Source organism: Micromonospora sp. CNZ297, assembly GCF_007827625.1.
Map to the genome: position 1 here is coordinate 1 of NZ_VISU01000002.1, position 18,388 is coordinate 18,388.

18 protein-coding genes are annotated in these 18,388 nt (G+C 72.8%); 2 read left to right on the forward strand and 16 right to left on the reverse strand.

Annotated features, from left to right (window positions below):
- Positions 1-145 precede the first annotated feature (145 nt).
- Positions 146-490, reverse strand: a complete 345-nt coding sequence (locus FB454_RS03305) for a hypothetical protein (protein ID WP_013288050.1) — start codon at positions 488-490, stop codon at positions 146-148.
- A 179-nt stretch (positions 491-669) separates the two neighbouring features.
- Complete coding sequence (locus FB454_RS03310; RefSeq protein ID WP_013475477.1) at positions 670-1,293, reverse strand: mycothiol-dependent nitroreductase Rv2466c family protein; 624 nt, start codon at positions 1,291-1,293, stop codon at positions 670-672.
- Positions 1,294-1,520: 227 nt separating this feature from the next.
- On the opposite strand from FB454_RS03310, the gene pepN reads away from it, so the two are divergent.
- Positions 1,521-4,067 carry an aminopeptidase N gene (gene pepN, locus FB454_RS03315; protein ID WP_047892637.1) on the forward strand — a complete coding sequence of 849 codons (2,547 nt, stop codon included), beginning with the start codon at positions 1,521-1,523 and terminating at the stop codon, positions 4,065-4,067.
- A gap of 139 nt (positions 4,068-4,206) precedes the next feature.
- Here pepN and FB454_RS03320 read toward each other — a convergent pair whose 3' ends face one another.
- The 3 genes from FB454_RS03320 to FB454_RS03330 are packed head-to-tail and all read right to left on the reverse strand — an operon-like array spanning position 4,207 to position 6,434.
- A complete protein-coding gene (locus FB454_RS03320) occupies positions 4,207-4,620 on the reverse strand; it encodes a DUF5130 family protein (protein ID WP_013475476.1) in 414 nt (137 codons plus the stop codon).
- Positions 4,607-4,915 (reverse strand): aa3-type cytochrome oxidase subunit CtaJ, encoded by a 309-nt coding sequence (gene ctaJ / locus FB454_RS03325; RefSeq protein WP_013288054.1) that lies wholly within the window; start codon positions 4,913-4,915, stop codon positions 4,607-4,609. The genes FB454_RS03320 and ctaJ overlap by 14 nt, the downstream gene beginning before the upstream one ends.
- Positions 4,916-4,961: 46 nt before the next feature.
- The gene (locus FB454_RS03330; protein ID WP_030273311.1) at positions 4,962-6,434 is read right to left on the reverse strand and encodes an amidase; all 1,473 of its coding nucleotides are present in this window, start codon (positions 6,432-6,434) and stop codon (positions 4,962-4,964) included.
- A gap of 210 nt (positions 6,435-6,644) precedes the next feature.
- Here FB454_RS03330 and FB454_RS03335 point away from each other — a divergent pair, with 210 nt between their 5' ends.
- Entirely contained in the window at positions 6,645-7,577 is a 933-nt protein-coding gene (locus FB454_RS03335; RefSeq protein WP_013288056.1) for a poly(ethylene terephthalate) hydrolase family protein, read from the forward strand.
- A 45-nt stretch (positions 7,578-7,622) separates the two neighbouring features.
- Here FB454_RS03335 and FB454_RS03340 read toward each other — a convergent pair whose 3' ends face one another.
- The 11 genes from FB454_RS03340 to FB454_RS03390 all read right to left on the reverse strand — a co-directional run bounded on the left by FB454_RS03340 (position 7,623) and on the right by FB454_RS03390 (position 18,298).
- A complete protein-coding gene (locus FB454_RS03340; RefSeq protein ID WP_013288057.1) occupies positions 7,623-8,618 on the reverse strand; it encodes an amidohydrolase family protein in 996 nt (331 codons plus the stop codon).
- A gap of 3 nt (positions 8,619-8,621) precedes the next feature.
- Positions 8,622-9,146 (reverse strand): 3-hydroxyanthranilate 3,4-dioxygenase, encoded by a 525-nt coding sequence (locus FB454_RS03345; protein ID WP_145822472.1) that lies wholly within the window; start codon positions 9,144-9,146, stop codon positions 8,622-8,624.
- Positions 9,139-9,564 (reverse strand): RidA family protein, encoded by a 426-nt coding sequence (locus FB454_RS03350; RefSeq protein ID WP_145752754.1) that lies wholly within the window; start codon positions 9,562-9,564, stop codon positions 9,139-9,141. Before FB454_RS03350 ends, FB454_RS03345 begins: the two co-directional genes overlap by 8 nt.
- Before the next feature lie 119 nt (positions 9,565-9,683).
- Positions 9,684-10,457 (reverse strand): 2-keto-4-pentenoate hydratase, encoded by a 774-nt coding sequence (locus tag FB454_RS03355; protein ID WP_013288060.1) that lies wholly within the window; start codon positions 10,455-10,457, stop codon positions 9,684-9,686.
- Positions 10,454-11,509 carry a 4-hydroxy-2-oxovalerate aldolase gene (gene dmpG, locus FB454_RS03360; RefSeq protein WP_013288061.1) on the reverse strand — a complete coding sequence of 352 codons (1,056 nt, stop codon included), beginning with the start codon at positions 11,507-11,509 and terminating at the stop codon, positions 10,454-10,456. Before dmpG ends, FB454_RS03355 begins: the two co-directional genes overlap by 4 nt.
- Positions 11,506-12,441 (reverse strand): acetaldehyde dehydrogenase (acetylating), encoded by a 936-nt coding sequence (locus FB454_RS03365; RefSeq protein WP_013288062.1) that lies wholly within the window; start codon positions 12,439-12,441, stop codon positions 11,506-11,508. The genes dmpG and FB454_RS03365 overlap by 4 nt, the downstream gene beginning before the upstream one ends.
- Positions 12,438-13,235, reverse strand: coding sequence for a 2-keto-4-pentenoate hydratase (locus tag FB454_RS03370; RefSeq protein WP_013288063.1), 798 nt, complete (start codon positions 13,233-13,235; stop codon positions 12,438-12,440). The genes FB454_RS03365 and FB454_RS03370 overlap by 4 nt, the downstream gene beginning before the upstream one ends.
- Positions 13,236-13,291: 56 nt before the next feature.
- Entirely contained in the window at positions 13,292-14,773 is a 1,482-nt protein-coding gene (locus FB454_RS03375) for a 2-hydroxymuconic semialdehyde dehydrogenase (protein ID WP_145753053.1), read from the reverse strand.
- 20 nt (positions 14,774-14,793) lie between these two features.
- The gene (locus FB454_RS03380) at positions 14,794-16,122 is read right to left on the reverse strand and encodes an FAD-dependent oxidoreductase (protein WP_013288065.1); all 1,329 of its coding nucleotides are present in this window, start codon (positions 16,120-16,122) and stop codon (positions 14,794-14,796) included.
- Entirely contained in the window at positions 16,119-17,399 is a 1,281-nt protein-coding gene (gene kynU / locus FB454_RS03385; RefSeq protein WP_145752756.1) for a kynureninase, read from the reverse strand. Before kynU ends, FB454_RS03380 begins: the two co-directional genes overlap by 4 nt.
- A 14-nt stretch (positions 17,400-17,413) precedes the next feature.
- Positions 17,414-18,298 (reverse strand): tryptophan 2,3-dioxygenase, encoded by an 885-nt coding sequence (locus FB454_RS03390; RefSeq protein ID WP_030273297.1) that lies wholly within the window; start codon positions 18,296-18,298, stop codon positions 17,414-17,416.
- Positions 18,299-18,388 lie beyond the last annotated feature (90 nt).

Here is an 18,388-nt window from a genome sequence, read left to right on the forward strand (position 1 = left end):
CTGGGCCATGATCCACGTCATGGTCACCCGCCTGGCCCGACACACGAAACCGGCCCAGGCAACCCACACCTGAGCCGGAATCTCAAACACTCACTTAACGCCTCCGGTAGAGGAAGGGCCCCTTCTTAACGCCGGGAAGGGCAGCTCAGGCGGTGGAGTTGCGGTGCCGGCCCGGCGTCGGGCGGCGGGTCGCCGGGGCGGGGCGGGAGCCGGCGTTGAGGCGTACCGTCGTCGCCCCCGCGGCGGCCGGGTGGGCGGCGGCGCCGGGCCGCGACGGCGCGCGGCCGGGGCGGCCGGTCTCGCCCGGCGGTGTCATCCGCGAGGTGGCCACCACCCGGGCCACGCCGACCACGATCGGCGGGGCCAGCAGGTCGGCCACCTCGGCCGGGCCGGCCGGCCAGTGGCTCTCGGTCACCGACCAGTACGTCGCACCGGAGTCCTCGGTCGCCTGCCGCGGCGCGTCGTCGGACATGTGGCGGTGCTTGGCCATGGGAACGCCTCCAGGAGCTGCCGTGTTGCGGCCCCGCGGGCCGTCGGCTGGGACACCCGGTGAAACGAGCCCCGCACCGGCCCGGTGACGGGCGGGTGCGGGGCTCGGGGCGTGCTGCCGGTGTTAAGAAGGGGCCCTTCCTCTACCGGAGGCGTTAAGAAGGGGCCCTTCCTTACCCCTCAGTCGAAGATGGGGCCCTGCTCCCGGGTGCGCTTCAGCTCGTAGAAGCCGGGGGTGCCGGCGACGAGCAGCACGCCGTCCCAGAGGCGGCCGGCCGCCTCGCCCTTCGGCGCCGGGGTGATCACCGGGCCGAAGAAGGCGACCTGCCCGCCGTCCGGACCCGGGGCGTGGATCACCGGGGTGCCCACGTCGGTGCCGACCGGCCGCATGCCCGCCTCGTGGCTGGCCCGCAGCGCCTCGTCGTACTGGGTGGACTCGGCCGCGTCGGCGAGCGCCGGGTCCAGGCCCACCTCGGTGAGCGCGCCCACCAGCATGTCCCGGCCCAGGCCCTCCTTGCCGAGGTGGATCCGGGTGCCCATCGCGGTGTAGAGCTTCGCCAGCGCCTCGGCGCCGTGCGCCTGCTCGACGGCGATGCACACCCGCACCGGGCCCCAGCCGTCGCGCATCAGGTCCCGGTACTCCTCCGGCAGCTCCCGGCCGTCGTTGAGCACGGACAGACTCATCACGTGGAACCGGATGTCCACATCCCGGACCTGCTCGACCTCCAGCAGCCAACGGGAGGTGATCCACGCCCACGGGCACAGCGGGTCGAACCACATGTCCGCGGTGACACGTTCGGTCACGGTGTTTTCCCTTCACGGCATCGTCGCGCCGGGGACCCGGCGCGGTCACCTCCGATCCTCACCCCGTACCCCGTCGACCGGTACCGGAATGAGAGCGTGACCTCGACCACCGGGAGCGGTCCGTGCATGGAAGACTCGGTTCTCGACGGGCCGTCACGAGCGGCCGGGCAGAACCGGCGCCGCGGGGCGCGGCGAGACGAGTGGGATGGAGACGAACAGTGCCGGGAGTGCGCAACCTGACCCAGGTCGAGGCGACGGAGCGGGCCCGCCTGCTCGAGGTGACCGGGTACGACATCAGCCTTGACCTGTCGACCGCGGTGCAGCCCACCGGTCGCACGTTCCGCTCGGTGACCGAGGTCCGGTTCCGCTGCGCCGAACCGGGGGCGACCACGTTCATCGAGACAGCCGCCGAATCGGTGCGGTCGGCCACACTCAACGGCGAGCCGGTGGACCTGTCCGGCTGGTCCGCCGAGAAGGGACTCACGCTCAGCGGTCTGGCCGCCGAGAACGTGCTGGTGGTCGACGCCGACTTCGGCTACTCCAACAGCGGGCAGGGCCTGCACCGGACCGTCGACCCGGTGGACGGCGAGACCTACCTCTACAGCCAGTTCGAGACCGCCGACGCGCAGAAGGTCTACGCCTGCTTCGACCAGCCCGACCTGAAGAGCGTCTACACCTGGCACGCCACCGTCCCGGACCACTGGCGGGTCGTGTCGAACATGCCGGTGGCCCGCGAGGAGGCCGCCGGTGAGGGCCTGAAGACGGTGCACTTCACCGTGTCGGAGCGGATGAGCACCTACATCACCGCGCTCTGCGCCGGGCCGTACCACGAGGTGCGGCGCACCCACGACGGCATCGACATGGGCTACTTCTGCCGGGCCAGCATGGCCCCGCACATGGACGCCGACGACCTGCACCTGATCACCACGCAGGGCTTCGACTTCTTCCAGGAGAAGTTCGGGGTGCGCTACCCGCTGCCCAAGTACGACCAGCTCTGGGTGCCGGACTTCAACGCCGGCGCGATGGAGAATTTCGGCTGCGTCACGCACGCCGAGTCGCACTACATCTTCCGCTCGCAGGTCACCGACTTCGAGTACGAGCAGCGCGCCAACACGATCCTGCACGAGCTGGCGCACATGTGGTTCGGTGACCTGGTCACCATGCGCTGGTGGAACGACCTGTGGCTCAACGAGTCGTTCGCCGAATGGGCCAGCCACTGGTGCAACACGCACGCCACCCGCTTCACCGACGCCTGGACCACGTTCCTGTCGATCCGCAAGAACTGGGGTTACCGGCAGGACCAGCTCTCCTCCACCCACCCGGTCTACTGCGAGATGCCGGACCTGGAGGCCGTCGAGGTCAACTTCGACGGCATCACGTACGCCAAGGGCGCGAGCGTGCTCAAGCAGCTCGTCGCGTACGTGGGCGAGGAGCCGTTCCTGGCCGGCCTGCGCGCCTACTTCGGCAAGTACGCCTGGGGCAACGCCACCTTCGACGACCTGCTGTCCGAACTGGAGGCGGCCTCCGGCCGGGAGCTGCGCAAGTTCGCCGCCCAGTGGCTGGAGACCGCGCAGGTCAACACGTTGCGCCCGGAGGTGACCATCGGCGCCGACGGCACGTACGAGCGGGTGGTGGTCCGGCAGGAGGCGCCGTCGGCCTACCCGACGCTGCGTACCCACCGCATCGGCGTCGGCCTGTACGACCTGACCGACGGCCGGCTGGTGCGCCGCGAGCTGATCGAGACGGACGTGACCGGCGAGCTGACCGAGCTGTCCGAGCTGCACGGCAAGCCGGCCGCCGACGTGCTGCTGCTCAACGACGAGGACCTCACGTACGCCAAGCTGCGGCTGGACGAGCGGTCGATGGCCACTGTGGTGCAGCACATCGCCGGCTTCGACTCGTCGCTGGCCCGGGCGCTGTGCTGGACCGCCGCCTGGGACATGACCCGCGACGCCGAGCTGTCGGCCCGCGACTACGTGGCGCTGGTGCTGGCCGGGCTGACCGCCGAGACCGACATCAACCTGGTGACGGCCACGCTGCGGCAGGCGACCACGGCGCTCACCTTCTACGCCGACCCGGCGTGGGCGCCGACCGGCTGGGCCGACCTGGCCCGTACCGCGCGGACCGCGCTCGCGGCGGCCGAGCCGGGGAGCGGCTTCCAGCTCGCCTGGGCCCGGTCGTACGCCTCGTCGGCCCGCTCCGGTGAGGACCTGGCCACGCTGCGCGGCTGGCTGGACGGCAACGGGGTGCCGGAGGGGCTGACCGTCGACACGGAGCTGCGCTGGACGGTGCTCCAGTCGCTGGTCGCCAACGGCGCGGCCGGTGCCGCCGACGTGGACGCGGAGCTGGCCGGCGACCGTACCGCCAGCGGCGAGCGGGAGGCCGCGTACGCGTACGCGCTGGTGCCGACCGTCGAGAACAAGGCCGCGGTGTGGGCGCTGCTCACCGGCCCGGACGCGCTGCCCAACTGGCGCAACCGGGCGCTGTTGCAGGGCTTCACCCACGCGGCGCAGGTCGAGCTGACCGCGCCCTACCGGGAGCGGTACTTCGCCACGGTGGACCAGGTGTGGGCGCAGCGCGACAGCGAGCCGGCGCAGGAGTTCGTGCAGCTCGCCTACCCGGCGCACCTGGTCGAGGAGGACACCGTCGCGGCCACCGACGCGTGGCTGGCCCAGGACGGCCGGCCGGCGTCGCTGCGGCGGCTTGTCGCCGAGGGCCGCGACGGCGTGGTCCGCGCGCTGAAGGCCCGGGAGCGGGACGCGCGCAGCGCCTGAGTGAGGCACGTCGGCCGGGGCCGGCGCGGGTGGCAGTCCGCGCCGGCCCCGGCCGTTGTCGTGGGCCAGCCCCGCTGACACGAGAAAGCCCGGCCCACGCGTACGCGGGGCCGGGCTTCGTCGTGTGTGCGGGCGGGGATCAGCCCTTGCCGGCGTGGCTGGCGAGCTGGTCGAGGCCCTGGATGATGCCGCCGGCCAGGTCGCCGCCGCCGAAGGAGGCCACCATGGAGAGCGCGGCCAGCTTGGCGTACGTGTCCGGGATGCGCTTGCGCGCGTACTTGCCGGTGACGATCTCCAGCTGCCGCTGGTTGGGCGACACCGCGATCAGCACCGAGCGGTCCGGGTCGGCGAGCTGGCGGTGCAGCCGCTCGGCGTGCTCCCGGATCGGCTCGTCGAGGCCGCCGACGTAGACCGAGAAGACCAGACCGGTGCCCTGGTCGGCGAGGCGCAGGGCCTCGTCGATGCGGAGCAGCTGACGGGTCGAGAACGGTCCGTCCAGCACCTCGGGCGGGGTGCCCGTCCCCGTCGTGGGCCGCGCTTCACCAACGGTCACTTGCGCCTCCGGTTCCACCGGCCGGCGCCTCCCGGCCGGCCTGCTCCTGCTTGCGGCTGGTCAACGCCGGCGCCTGCGCCCCGGCGGCCAGCGCCGTGCCGGCCGAGTCGGCCAGCTGCTCCGGACGGCCCAGGAACCAGACCGGAGTGAAGTCGAAGGGCCGGCCCGGCCGGTAGCGCTTGGCGCCGCCACCGTTGCCGCGGCTGCCGACGGCCGCCAGGGCGGCGATCAGCAGCACCGCGGCGGCCGGGATGCCGACGAAGACCACCAACGTCTCGGTAACAGACAATCCCAACGCCCCCAGGCGGAAAGAGAGACCAGGAATGGTGCGGGTCGGCCGGTCAGGACCGGTCGCGCCCCACGTCACTTGTGATGTTCACGTTAGCGGAGTCGGCGGCCCGCCAGATTGCGGGGTGCTGATCCCATCCGTCACTCCGGTACTCCAGTTGCGCGGCAGTGGCGAGCAGTGTCGCGTCGTCGCCGTACCGGCCGGTGAGGAGCACCCCGACCGGAAGCCCGTCGGTGGTCCGTCCGAGAGGCAACGAAACGGACGGATCGCCCGTGACGTTGAAGACCGCGCAGTACGGCGAGAAGCGCCGCTGCCGGTCGAAGTCCTCTGCCGGTTCGAGGGCGGCGAACGCGCCCACCGGCGCCTGCGGGGCCGCGAGCGTCGGGCAGAGCAGCAGGTCACACCCGGCGGTACGGCGTACGCCACGGCGTACCTGCGCCTGGAGTTCGCCGAGCGCGGCCATCAGCCGGGCCGCGCCCAGCGCCTCGCCGCGCTCGCGCAGGTACCGGGTCAGTGGCAGCAGGTCGCCCTCCCGCCCGGCCGGGACGGGGGTGACAGCCAGCGCGTACCAGACGGTCTCGAACAGCGGCCACGCCTCGGGGCCGAGCGGCGCGGGGACGTCGACCACCTCGTGGCCGGCGTCGGTCAGCAGCGCGGCGGCCCGGTCGACGGCGGCCACGCAGTCCGGGTGGACCGGTTCGTCGGCGAGCATCGGCGTGGTGAAGCGGCCGACGCGCAGCCGGCCGGGGCCGGTGACGCGGGCGGCGCGGGTGACGCCGAGGTAGCCGCCGGCGGGCGCGGCCGGCGGCAGGTACGGCTCGCCGGGCACCGGGCGGGCGAGCACGTCGAGCAGCGCGGCCACGTCGGCGACGGTGCGGCCGATCGGCCCGTTCACCGGCAGCCCGAAGCCGCCGAAGCCGAGCGGCCCGCCGGAGACCATGCCCCGGCTGGGTTTGTAGCCGACCAGGCCGCAGAGCGCGGCCGGGATGCGCAGCGAGCCGCCGCCGTCGGAGCCCTGAGCCACCGGCACCAGCCCGGCGGCGACCGCGGCTGCCGCGCCGCCGCTGGATCCGCCCGCGGTGTACGCGAGGTCCCACGGGTTTCGGGCCGGCGGCGCCACCAGCCCTTCCGAGTAGAGCGAGCAGCCGAGTTCGGAGGTGGTGGTCTTGCCGAGGCTGACCAGGCCGGCGTCGGCCAGGAGGCGGACCACGTCGGCGTCGACGGGTGGGACGAAGTCGGCGAAGGCCGCGGAGCCGAAGGTGGTGCGGACCCCGGCGGTGAGCGTGAGGTCCTTGATCGCGGTCGGCACCCCGTGCAGCGGGCCGCGTCCCTCGGCCGCGAGCGCGTCGGCGGCACGGGCGGCGCTCCGGGCCTGCTCGGCGGTGACTGTGACGAACGCGCCGACGGTGTCGCCGAGCCCTTCGACCCGGCGCAGGTGGTGCTCGACCAGTTCCAGGCTGGACAGCTCGCCCCGGCGGATCGCGGCGGCCTGCTCCAGCGCGGTCAGGTCGTGCGGCTCGGCCATGCCGTCCATCCTGCCGGTCCGGCGGCCGGGAGGCCGGGCGACACGTCCGGCGGCAGGTCCATATGCGGGTGATCCGGCCCGCGGCGGCCGGTCCATATGCGGGTGACATGACCGGTTCGGGATGGTCCGCCGGGCGGGCGTGACGCGCAGGATGTGGAGATCGACGAAAGTCGATCGAAGGCCGCCCCCCACCACCCCGAGGAGCACGCCGTGCACCACGCACCCGGCACACCGGACCGCCCGTCCCGGCTTCCGCGCGCCCTGCGCCCCCTGCTCGCCCTCGCCCTGACCGCCGCCGGCCTCGCCGCCCTGCCGGTGACCCCGGCCGGCGCCGGTGACGGCGGGCCGGCGGCAGCGCTGGCCGCGAACCCCTACGAGCGCGGCCCCGCGCCCACCACCGCCTCCATCGAGGCCACCCGGGGCCCGTTCGCGACCGCCCAGACCACCGTCTCCGCATCGAGCGTCAGCGGCTTCCGCGGTGGCACGATCTACTACCCGACCAGCACCGCCGAGGGCACGTTCGGCGCGGTCGCGATCTCCCCCGGCTTCACCGCCGGCCAGTCGGCAGTCTCCTGGCTCGGGCCGCGGCTGGCCTCGCAGGGCTTCGTGGTCATCACCATCGACACCCTCTCCGTCTACGACCAGCCGGCCAGCCGCGGCACCCAGCTCCTGGCCGCTCTGGACTACCTGACCAACACCAGCGCGGTACGTACCCGGATCGACCGCAACCGGCTCGCCGTGATGGGGCACTCGATGGGCGGCGGCGGCAGCCTGTCGGCGGCGAACGCCCGGCCCGCGCTCCAGGCGGCGATCCCGCTGACCGGCTGGCACACGACGAAGAACTGGTCGTCGGTACGCGTGCCGACGCTCGTCATCGGCGCCGAGAACGACTCGGTGGCGCCGGTGTCGTCGCACTCGGAGCCGTTCTACACCAGCCTGCCGGCCACACTGGACAAGGCGTACCTGGAGTTGAACGCGGCCAGCCACTCGGCGCCGACCTCGCCGAACGTGACAGTCGCGAAATACAGCATCTCGTGGCTCAAGCGGTTCGTCGACGACGACACCCGCTACGAGCAGTTCCTCTGCCCGGCGCCTCGCGGCACCGCGATCGAGGAGTACCGGGACACCTGCCCGCACTCCTGAGCCGTTCCGGGTGCGTCTGCCCTCGGCAGACGCACCCGGAGTTCGTCAGCGGCCGAGGAACCGCAGCGCGTTGCCGCCGAGCAACGCGTCCCGCTGCGCGTCGGTGAGGAAGTCCGCCCGGTGCACCACCTGGCCGACCGGCCGCTCCCCCAGCGGGTACGGGTAGTCGCTGCCGAGCAGCACCCGCTCGGCGCCCATGGTGTCCACGAGCAGCCGCAGCGCGGCCGGCTCGAAGACCACCGAGTCGACGTGGAACCTGTCGACGTACGAGCTGGGCGGCGCGCTGGACGCGCCGCGCACCAGGTCTCCGCGGCGGTGCCAGGCGTTGTCGGCGCGGCCCAGCCAGAACGGGAAGCTGCCGCCGCCGTGCGCGAAGCAGATCCGCAGCGTGTCCGGCACCCGGTCGAACACGCCGCCGAGGATCAGCGCGAGCACCGACAGGTGCGTCTCGGCCGGCATCCCGGTCAGCCAGCGGGCCATCCACCGGTCCAGCCGGGGGCCGCCGGGCATGTCCCACGGGTGCACGAACACCGGCGCGCCGACCTCGGCGCAGTGGGTCAGGAACTGCACGATGCCCTCGTCGTCCAGGTCCCGGTCGCCGACGTGGTTGCCGATCTCCACGCCGGCGTGCCCCGCCGACAGGCAGCGGTCCAGCTCGGCGCAGGCCGCGTCCGGGTCCTGCAACGGCACCTGGCAGAACGGCACCAGCCGGCCGTTGCCGGCCGCTGTGACCTCCAGCGTGAGGTCGTTGAAGATCCGGGCCACCTTGACCGCCTGGTCGGCCGGTCGGTCGTAGCTGAAGAACACCGGGGTGGGCGAGACGACCTGCACGTCCACGCCGTCGGCCTCCATGTCGGCCAGCCGGGTCGGCGCGTCCCAGCACTGCGCGCCGATCGGGCGGAACTCCGTCTCCCCCACCATGATCATGGCGGCGCGCTCGGAGTCCACCCGCAGCCAGGGCCAGCCGGACCCGCCGCACGCCGCGGCGAGGTCCGGCCACCCCTTCGGTACGACGTGCGTGTGCACGTCCACGACCGGCACGCGTCAGCCCTTGCCCGGGTGCAGCGCGCCGCAGTTGTCGCAGGTACGGGCCTTCTCGTCGGCGTAGAACGTGGCGAAGACCGGGGGCAGGTCGGCGGCGATGTCGCGGACCTGCAACTCCACCTCGTGCACCTTGTGGTGGCACTCGCCGCAGTACCACTGGAACTTCTCCAGCGTGCCTTCCTCGCGGACCCGCTCGATCACCATGCCGATCGAGCCGGCCTCGGGACGCTGCGGCGAGTGCGGCGTGTTGCGCGGCAGCATCCACATCTGCCCCTCGCGCACGTGCACCGTACGCGGGCCCTCGGGCAGCATCAGGTTGATGTGCATGTTGCCCTTGACCTGGTAGAAGAACTCCTCGTACGGGTCGACGTGGAAGTCCGTGCGCTGGTTCGGGCCGCCCACCACCATGACGATGAAGTCGTCGCTGCCGGGCAGCATCTCCTTGTTGCCCACCGGGGGCTTGAGCAGGTGCTGGTTCTCGCCGATCCAGCCGGAGAAGCTGAACGGCTCGGCGATCTCACTCATGGGAACCTCCCGACGGAAATAGGGCGACGGCCTGCATCTCGATCAGCAGATGCGGGTGCGGAAGCTGGTGCACGGCGACTGTGGTCCGGGTCGGCCCGGTGGCGTCGAAGAACTCCGCCCACACCTCGTTGTAGCCGCCGAAGTCGTTCATGTTGACCAGGTAGCTGGTGACCTGCACCAGGTCGTTCAGGTCGGCGCCGACCGAGCGGAGCAGGTCGCGGATGTTCTCGACCACGGCCCGGGTCTGCTCCCGGATGTCCAGGTCGGTGGTGCCGAACTCGTCCACCGACACCCCGGCGAACGTGTTGTCCGGCCGGCGCGACGACGTACCGGAGACGTAGACGAACCCGCCGGCCACCTTGACGTGCGGGAACGCCCCCCGCGGCACGGCCTTCCCGGCCACCACCCGGGCGGTCACGGCAGAACCGCCTTCCGTTCGCGACTGCGGGGCTCGCAGACCCGGCTCACTCCTCGCGCTCACCGGGCCGCTTTCCGTTCGCGACTGCGGGGCTCGCAGACCCGGCTCACTCCTCGCGCTCACGAGAGGGCCTTCAGAGAGGCGGAACCCAGCTTCTCGACAGTGGCGCGGACGTGCGCACCGGGGCGCAGCGGCACCGCGGCGGTGGCCGCGCCGGCCAGGAACACCCAGCCCTTGCGCAGTCGTACGCCGTGCCGGCCGGCCAGCCGCAGCCCCTCGTCCAGCGCGCGGCGCGGGTCGCCGAGGATGGCAGCGGTCGAGCCGACCTGCGCCACCCGCCCGTCGATCTCCAGCAGCACGCCGAGGTTGTCCAGCCCGTCCGGCACCGGCGACCACGGCCCCACCACGAACGCGGCGGCCGAGGTGTTGTCGGCGATCACGTCCGGCAGCGAGAAGGTGAAGTTCGCGTACCGGGAGTCGATCAGCTCGATCGCCGGGGCGACCGCGCGGACGGCACGGGTGAACGAGCCGACCGGTTCGCCCGGGTCGGGCAGCCGGTCCAGCAGGAACGCCACCTCCGGCTCGACCCGGGGGTGGATGAAATCGCCGACGTCGACGCCGCCGCCGTCGGGCACCCGCATCACGTCGGTCAGCCGGCCCCAGATCACCTCGTCCACGCCGACCTGCGCCATCTTGGCCTTGCTGGTGAGCCCCATCTTGAGGCCGACCAGCCGCTCACCCCGGTCGAGGCGGCGCTTGACCAGCGCGGTCTGCACCGCGTACGCGGCGTCGACGTCGAGGCCGGTCTCGGCGGCCAGCTGCGGGATCGCGGTGGCGTCGTCGGCCGCCGCACCCAGCTTCTCCGCGATGCCGGCGATGTCCGGCCCGATCATGAGTTCTCCCTACCCGCCAGGTCCAATGCCACGTCCACGATCATGTCCTCCTGGCCGCCGACCATCCGGCGACGGCCCAGCTCGACCAGGATCGAGCGGACGTCCACGCCGTACTTGGCCGAGGCCCGCTCGGCGTGCCGCAGGAAGCTGGAGTAGACGCCCGCGTACCCCAGGGAGAGCGTCTCCCGGTCGACCTGGACCGGCCGGTCCTGCAACGGGCGGACGAGGTCGTCGGCGGCGTCCATCAGCGCGAACACGTCGCAGCCGTGCTTCCAGCCGTGCAGCTCGGCGACCGCGACGAAGACCTCCAGCGGCGCGTTGCCCGCACCGGCGCCCATGCCGGCGAGCGACGCGTCCACCCGGACGGTCCGCCCGGACGGCGAACCGAGCGGGCCGTCGCCGAGGATCCGGCCGTGCTCGACCGCCAGCACGCTGTTCGCCACACCCAGCGACAGGTTGTGGTGCGCGTGGATGCCGATCTGCGTCTCGGGTTCCAGCACCTGCCGGTACGCGTCGACGCGCTGCGCCACGTCCGACATCAGCAGCCGGCCGCCGGAGTCGGTGACGTAGACGCAGTGCGCGCCGTACGACTCCATCAGCTTGGCCTGCGCGGCCAGCCCGGCCGGGTCGTTGAGGTGCGACATCATGAGGAACCCGGAGACGTCCATGTCGTTCTCCCGGGCCCAGGCGATGTGCTGGGCGGAGATGTCCGCCTCGGTGCAGTGGGTGGCGATCCGGACGCTGGTCACGCCGAGCGCCTTCGCCGCCTTCAGGTCGGCGATGGTGCCGATGCCCGGCAGCAGCAGCGTGGTGAGCCGCGCGGTGGTCAGCACCTCGGCGGCGGCGGCGATCCAGTCCGCGTCGGCGGCGGCGCCGTGCCCGTAGTTGACGCTGGAACCGGCCAGGCCGTCGCCGTGCGCCACCTCGACCGCCGCCACACCGGCCGCGTCGAGCGCGGCGGCGATGGTACGCACCTGGTCGACCGTGTAGCGGTGGGCGACGGCGTGCATGCCGTCGCGCAGCGTCACGTCCTGGATGTAGAGGTCGGTCATCGGGCACTCACCTCCGGGGAACGCAGCGCCACCAGCCGCTCCGCGGTACGCAGCGCGGCCGACGTCATGATGTCCAGGTTGCCGGCGTACGCGGGCAGGTAGTGCCCGGCGCCGGAGACCTCCAGGAACACCGACACCTGGAGGCCGGTGAAGTGCCGGCCCAGCACCGGCGCGTACGTGTCCACGGCGTCGAACTGCACGTCCTGCTTGAGCCGGTAGCCGGGCACGTACTCCTGCACGGCCTTCACCATGTCGGCCACCGAGGCGGCGATCGCGCCCCGGTCGGCGTCGGCGTCCGGGCACAGGCAGTAGACCGTGTCCCGCATGAGCAGCGGCGGGTCGGCCGGGTTCAGCACGATGATGGCCTTGCCGCGCTCGGCGCCGCCGACCACCTCGATGGCGCGGGCGGTGGTCTCGGTGAACTCGTCGATGTTGGCCCGGGTGCCGGGCCCGGCCGACTTCGAGGCGATCGAGGCGACGATCTCGCCGTACGCGACGGGGGTGACCCGGCCGACCGCGTGCACGATCGGCACTGTGGCCTGGCCGCCGCAGGTCACCATGTTGACGTTCGGCTCGCCCAGGTGCTCGTCGAGGTTCACCGGCGGCACCACGTACGGGCCGATCGCCGCGGGCGTCAGGTCGACGACGGTACGGCCGTGCGCCCGCAGCACCTCGTCGTGACGCTTGTGCGCGCCGGCCGAGGTGGCGTCGAAGACGAGCTGGACGTCCGCGAACTCGGGCAGCGCCACGAGGCCGTCGACGCCCTCGGCGGTGGTGGTCACGCCGAGCCGGCGGGCCCGGGCCAGACCGTCCGAGGCCGGGTCGATGCCGGCCATCGCCACCATGCGCAGGCTCTCACTGAGCCGCAACACCTTGATCATCAGGTCGGTGCCGATGTTGCCCGACCCGAGCACCGCCACTCCGACAGTCATGACGTTCCCTCCGAGGAGAAACAGGTACGCACCGAGCCGAGCCCGGAGATGCGCGCCTCGTACGCGGCGCCGGGCGTGACCGGCACCATCGGCCCGAGCGCGCCGGAGAGCACCACGTCACCGGCCTTGAGCGGGTCGCCCGCCCGGGCCATGGTCGCGGCCAGCCACTGCAACGCGTGCAGCGGATTGCCGAGGCAGGCCGCGCCCGCGCCGACCGAGACCGGCTCACCGGCGTGCTCCAGCACCATGCCGCACAGCCGCAGGTCCACGTCGGCGAGCCGCCGGGGCGCGGTGCCGAGCACGAACAGCCCACTGGAGGCGTTGTCAGCGACCGTGTCCACGATGGAGATGTCCCAGTCGGCGATCCGCGAGTCGACGATCTCGATGGCCGGCAGCACGTGGTCCACCGCCCGGATCAGGTCGACTGTGGTGACCCGCTCGTCCGGCAGGTCCGCGCCGAGCACGAAGGCGATCTCCGCCTCCACCCGCGGCTGGAGCAGCCGGCCGATCGGCACCTCGACGCCGTCGCCGACGGCCATGTCGTCGAACAGCACCCCGAAGTCGGGCTGGAAGACGCCGAAGCTCTCCTGCACGGTCCGCGACGTCAGCCCGATCTTCGCGCCGACGCGGCGGTGTCCCTTGCCCAGCCGTTGCCGGGTGTAGACCTGCTGCACCTGGTACGCGGCCTCGATGTCGCCCTCGGGCAGCAGCCGGCCGCGCAGCGGCGGGCAGGGCTTCCCCTCCTGCCGGGCCACTGCGAGTTCCCGGTTGGCGGCCTCGATGTCCACGGTCATGGCGGCTCCTCGCTTACGTCGCTGGGGATTCCGGCCATTCTGCCCACCGCGCGCGCTCATGACAGGTCCACGCAGACGTTGGTGAGTTCGGAGTAGAAGTCGAGCGAGTGCACGCCGCCCTCGCGGCCCACGCCGGACGCCTTCACGCCGCCGAACGGGGTGCGCAGGTCGCGCAGGAACCAGGTGTTCACCCAGACGATGCCGGCGTCGAGCCGGGTGCCGGCCCGGTGCGCCCGGCCCACGTCCCGCGTCCACACCGTCGCCGCCAGGCCGTAGGCGGTGCCGTTGGCCAGCGCGAACGCCTCGTCCTCGTCGTCGAACGGCGCGACGTGCACCACCGGGCCGAAGATCTCCTCCTGGTTGGTGCGGGCGTCCGCCCCCAGGCCGGTGAGCACCGTCGGCTGCACGTACGCCCCGCCGTCGCGGGCGTCCCCGAAGCGCGGCGTGCCCCCGCCGGCGCGCACCTCGGCGCCCTCGGTACGGGCCAGCGCGTAGTGGCCGAGCACCTTGTCCCGGTGCCCGTGCGAGATGAGCGGCATGTTCGCCGTGGCCTCGTCGTCCGGCCAGCCGTACGCCAGCTCGTCGGCGCGCTTGGCCAGCCGCGCGGTGAACTCCTCGAACACCGGCCGCTGCACGTAGATGCGCTCGGTGCACAGGCACACCTGGCCGCCGTTGGTGAAGCTGGACCGCACCGAACCGGCGACCGCCGCGTCCAGGTCGGCGTCGGCGAACACCAGGCCCGCGTTCTTGCCGCCCAGCTCGAAGCTGACCGCCTTCACGCCGTCGGCGGCGGCGCGCATGATCGCGCTTCCGGTCGCCGACTCGCCGGTGAACGTGATCGCGTCCACGCCCGGGTGCCGGGTCAGGTGCTCGCCGGCCGAGCCGGGGCCGAAGCCGTGCACCAGGTTGAACACGCCGTCGGGCACGCCCGCCGCGGCCATCACCTCGGCCAGCAGCGTGGCCGAGGCGGGGGTCTCCTCGCTGGGCTTGACCACCACGGCGTTCCCGCAGGCCAGGGCCGGGGCGACCTTCCAGGTGAGCAGCAGCAGCGGCAGGTTCCACGGCACGATCACCGCGACCACGCCGACCGGCTTGCGGACCGCGTAGTTCAGCGCCCGGCCCCCGGTCGGGGTGACAGTGGTGAACGACTCGGTGGGCGCGGTGGCCACGATCTCGGCGAACGCCCGGAAGTTCGCAGCGCCGCGCGGGATGTCGAGCGTACGGGCCTGCGAGATGGCCTTGCCGGTGTCGGCGACCTCGGCGGCGACCAGGTCGTCGAAGCGCCGTTCCAGCTCGTCGGCGACCCGGCGCAGCACCTCGGCGCGTTCCCGCTCCCCCATCCGGCCCCACGGGCCGCGCAGCGCCGACCGGGCCGCGGCGACCGCGTCGTCCACTGTCGACTGGGACGCCTCGACCACCTCGAACACCGGCTCGCCGGTGACCGGGCTGCGCTTGGTGAACCGGCTGCCGACGTCGACGAACTCGCCGCCGACGAAGTTGCGCAGCAGGCCGGGACCGTCCGGCGCGTGGCCGGTCATCAGGCGGGGATCCCAGAGCGTCATCGCCGCCTCCCCAGCGCCGCGCGGACACCGCCGGCCAGCAGCGCGACCGCGCCGGCCGCTACCGCGCCGACCACCGCGTACTGCGCGCGCACCCGGCGGCGCACCTGCGCGTACGGGGTGGTGGAGAACGAGACCAGCTCGTACTGGGAGACGTAGCGGCCGGGCAGCGCGCGCTCCAGCGCGTGCTCGACCTGCTTGCGGGTGCGGAACACCGGCGAGGCGACCTTGTCCCGCATCTCCACGAAGTTCGCCAGCGCCATCCGGGCGATCGCCTCGGCGTTGTCCTGGCGGCGGTGCTGGAACAGCGGCAGCGCGGCGGCCCACTCGTCGTCGCACTCGTCGAGGCAGCGGTCCAGCTCGACCACGTCCTCGAACGCGCAGTTCGCGCCCTGGCCGTAGAACGGCACGATGGCGTGCGCGGCGTCGCCGATCAGGCCGACCCTGCCTGCCACCTGCCACGGCGTGCAGCGCACGGTGCCGAGCACACCGACCGGGTTGTGCTGGTAGTCGTCGACCAGGTTCGGCGCGAGCGGGACCAGGTCCGGGTAGTGGGTGGCGAAGAACTGCTCGATCGCCGCCGGGCTGCTCAGCGAGGCGAAGCTGCGGGTGCCGTGGGTGGGCCAGAACAGCGTGCAGGTGAAGGAGCGGTCCGGGTTCGGCAGCGCGATCATCATCGAGGTGCCGCGCGGCCAGATGTGCAGCGCGCCCGGGTCGAGCGCGAACTCCCCGCCCAGCGGCGGGATGGTCAGCTCCTTGTAGCCGTAGTCGAGGAAGTCCAGGCTCTCGGTCAGGCCGCCGTACGCGAGCAGTTGCCCACGCACCGCGGAGCCGGCGCCGTCGGCGCCGAGGACGACCGAGGCGGTGGCGGTGACCTTGCCCTGCGGGGTCTCGAACGTCATCTCGCCGCCGAGCGGGTCGAGCCCGACCAGCCGGTGGTCGAACGCGACGCGCACATTCGGCAGCGCGGCGGCGGCGTCGAGCAGCGCGTTGTTCAGCGCGCCCCGGCTGATCGAGTTGATCGCCCGGTCCCCGGATCCGCTGTAGGACTGGAACTCCGGCTCGCCCTCGACCGGGTGGATCATGCGGCCGCGCATCGGCAGCGCGTCCGCCATGACCTCGTCCTCCAGGCCGATGCGGCGCAGCGCGTCCAGGCCACGCTCGGACAGCGCCAGGTTGATCGACCGGCCCCGCTCGGCGGTGCCGGTACGCGGGTCGGGCCGCCGCTCGTAGAGGGCCACCGGGTAGCCGCGCCGGGCCAGGTAGCAGGCCAGCAGACAGCCGGCCAGCCCGGCGCCGACCACGGCGATCTCGTCGCGCTCGCTCACGAGCCCTCCTTCTCAAACGTTGCCGCCAGCGCCTCGGCGACCCGCCAGCAGTCGTGGTACGAGGAGTACAGCGGCACCGGCGCGAACCGGACGATGTCCGGCTCCCGGGCGTCGGCGACCACGCCGTGCTCGTGCCGCAGCCGCTTGGTCAGCTCGTTCGCGCTGCCCACCCCGATCCGCACCGAGAGCTGGCAACCGCGGCGGGCCGGGTCGCGCGGGGTGACGACTGTCAGCGGGCGGCCCGGCGTCACCTCGTCGAGCAACTGCTCCAGCCAGGCGGTGAGCCGCAGGCTGCGCTCGCGCAGCGCGGGCATGCCGACGGAGTCGAACAGCTCCAGCGAGGTACGCACCGGGCCCATCGCGAAGATCGGCGGGTTGGAGATCTGCCACGCCTCCACTGTGGCGGGCGGCCGGGACACCGGGGTCATCTCGAACCGGGTGGCCGCCTCGGTGCTCCACCAGCCCTCGAACCGCTGGATCGACGGGTCGCCGAGGTGCCGCTCGTGGACGAAGACGCCGCCCAGCGCGCCAGGGCCGGAGTTGAGGTACTTGTACGAGCACCAGGCGGCGAAGTCCACGTCCCAGTCGTGCAGCGCCAGCGGCACGTTGCCGGCGGCGTGCGCCAGGTCCCAGCCGACCACCGCGCCCGCGGCCCGGCCGGCAGCGGTGATGGCCGGGATGTCCATCAGCTCGCCGGTCAGGTAGTTCACGCCGCCGAGCATCAGCAGCGCCACCGTGTGGCCCTCGCGGGCCAGGAAGTCCAGCACGTCCTCGGTGCCGAGCGTGTCCGAGCCGGGGCGCGGCTTGAGGCGTACCACAGTGGTGTCCGGGTCCAGGCCGTGGAAGCGGGCCTGGCTGCGCACGGCGTAGCTGTCCGAGGGGAACGCGCTGTCCTCGATGACGATGCGGGTGCGCTCGCCGGCCGGCCGGTAGAAGCTGACCATCAGCAGGTGCAGGTTCACGGTGAGGGAGTTCATCACCACGGTCTCCGCGGGCAGCGCGCCGACCAGGCGGGCGGCCGGTGCGGTCAGCAGCTCGTGGTACGGCAGCCAGGGGCGCTCCGACTCCAGGTGCCCCTCGACGCCGAGGCGACTCCAGGCGTCCAGGTCGGCGAGGAGTTCGTCCCGGGTGGCCCGGGGCTGCAGGCCGAGCGAGTTGCCCGCCAGGTACGCCGTGTCGGGGTAGCGCCCGCCGTCGGCGGGTGGGATGTGGAACAGGTGCCGGTGGCCGGGGTCGGCGGCGTCGCGGCGGAGGGCTTCGTTCTCGGGGGTGTGCATGCTGTTCTCTCTCGTCACATCGCGGTGCGGGCCGACCACAGCTCCGGGAAGACCACCCGGGCCATGCTGCGCTGCAACCATGCCAGTCCGGCGGAACCACCGCTGCCGACCTTGGCGCCCATCGTGCGCTGGACGGCCTTGACGTGGTTCCAGCGCCAGTCGCCGAACTCCTCGGCGATCTCGGTCAGCGCGTCGCCGAGCAGGCGCAGGTGGTTGTCCGGGCCGTTGTCGCCGTAGATCCGGACCCAGGCCGCCTCGATCGCCGGGTGCGCCTCGTGCTCGGCGTTCACGTCCCGCGACAGCAGTTCGGCCGGCACGTCGAAGCCCTTGCGGGCCAGCAGCGCCACCACCTCGTCCCAGAGGCTCGGCGTGGCGAGCGCGGCGGTCAGCTCGTCGTACACCTCGGTCTGCCGGCGGAACGGGCGGATCAGCGCCCGGTCCCGCAGGCCGAGCAGGAACTCCAGCTGCCGGTACATGGCGGACTGGAAGCCGGAGCCCTCGCCGAGCCGGTCGCGGAAGCGGTTGAAGTCGGCCGGGCTCATCCAGCGCAGGCCGTGCCAGGCGGCGTTGAGGCCCTCCAGGTGCAGGGCGGCGCGGCGCAGCGGGGGCAGGGCCTCCCAGATCCGGTCCTCGCGCAGCTCGCGCTTGGCGTGCCGCAGCTCGTGGCAGGTCAGGCCGAAGTACAGCTCCATGATCTGGCTGACCATCAGGAAGGACATCTCGCCCGGGTCGTCGCTGAGCGGCTCCTGGAGCCGGTGCAGTGTGCTGGCCCGTACGTACGCGTCGTACGGCACGCGGTCGGCGAACTCCAGCGTCGGCTCGCCGCCGTTGCGCGCCGCCCGAGCCGCCCGTTCCTGGGGGGTTACCGGGCGCACCGCCGTCGTCTGTTCCACAGTCATTCTCCGTCCGTGCGCGGGGTAGAAGTCATGATCCCGCTGGTGGACGGCCGAATGGAATGCCTGTTCAACGGCGGTATGGTGGTCTCACTT